Source organism: Mesorhizobium sp. M2C.T.Ca.TU.002.02.1.1, assembly GCF_003997225.1.
Window position 1 is genome coordinate 1 of sequence record NZ_RZTO01001275.1, and the last position, 1,074, is coordinate 1,074.

Genomic DNA, 1,074 nt, shown 5'->3' on the forward strand with positions numbered 1-1,074 from the left:
GACCACGGCATCGGGCATGCAGGGAAAGGTCGTCGTCAGCCACGCCTATGGACTGGGCGACATCTCCGCCGATGCGTTGGCCGGGGCAGGCGAGCGGATCGCCGCCGCCGGCGTCGCCATCATGACCAACGCGCCCGGCGATCACCCATTCCCGCCGGTGGCGGCGCTGCGCAAGGCGGGCGTCACCGTTTTTGCCGGCTCCGACAACATCCGCGATTCCTGGTGGCCCTATGGCGATGGCGACATGCTCAACCGCGCGAACATGATCGGCTATCGCTCCGGCTTCTACGAGGATTGGGAACTGGAAGCCGCCTGTGATGTGGTGAGCCATGCCGGCGCCGAGGTGCTAGGCCTCGAAGGCTACGGCATCGCCGTCGGCGCCAGGGCGGATTTCGTCGCGCTCAGGGCCGAGCATGTCCCGGAAGCGGTAGTGGCGGTGCCGAAGGAGCGCGTCGTGTATCGGGCGGGCAGGGAAGTAGCCCGGGGTGGAAAAGTGAGCACGAGACCCAGGTGAATTAGGAGCCGTTAATTTGTTGCCGAGCTACAACTCCCGTCGGCTAAAAGCCCTTTGCCGAAGCTTTTGATCACGGGGCGTAACCCGTATTGTGGCATAGACATATCGTCGGTCGATGCGGAGACATTCATGAAGCTGGCGCTCCTTTGTTCGGTTGCTTTCTTGGCAGCCTCGTCTCCGGTTCTTGCGGCGGATCTCGTTCAGCCTGTCGCGGCCATGCCTTTCTCGTGGACCGGCTTCTATATCGGTGGGCAGGCGGGCGGCGGCTGGAACGACAGCCACTGGTCCGGAACCTTTGTTCCCTTCAATACGAACGGCTCCGGCGGTGTCTTCGGCGGCCAGATCGGTTACAACTGGCAGATCGACCGGTATGTCATTGGCATTGAAGGCGACTTTGCGGGCTCGACCGTGAAGGGCGACAATCAATGTTCGGATGATGCAGGCACGGTCTGCCAGACCAAGCAGGATTACCTTGGCTCCGTGCGCGGCCGGCTCGGATATGCCGTAGACCGCTTCCTGATCTATGGCGATGCCGGCGTTGCCTTCACCAAGTACAAGAT

At 62.4% G+C, this 1,074-nt stretch carries 2 protein-coding genes; both read left to right on the forward strand.

Annotated elements, in window-relative coordinates:
* A partial coding sequence (locus EOD07_RS35420; protein WP_164772897.1) for an amidohydrolase family protein occupies positions 1-514 on the forward strand: 514 nt, incomplete at its 5' end.
* Positions 515-643: 129 nt separating this feature from the next.
* Positions 644-1,074: outer membrane protein (locus EOD07_RS35425; protein WP_164772898.1), on the forward strand; the 431-nt coding region annotated here is incomplete at its 3' end.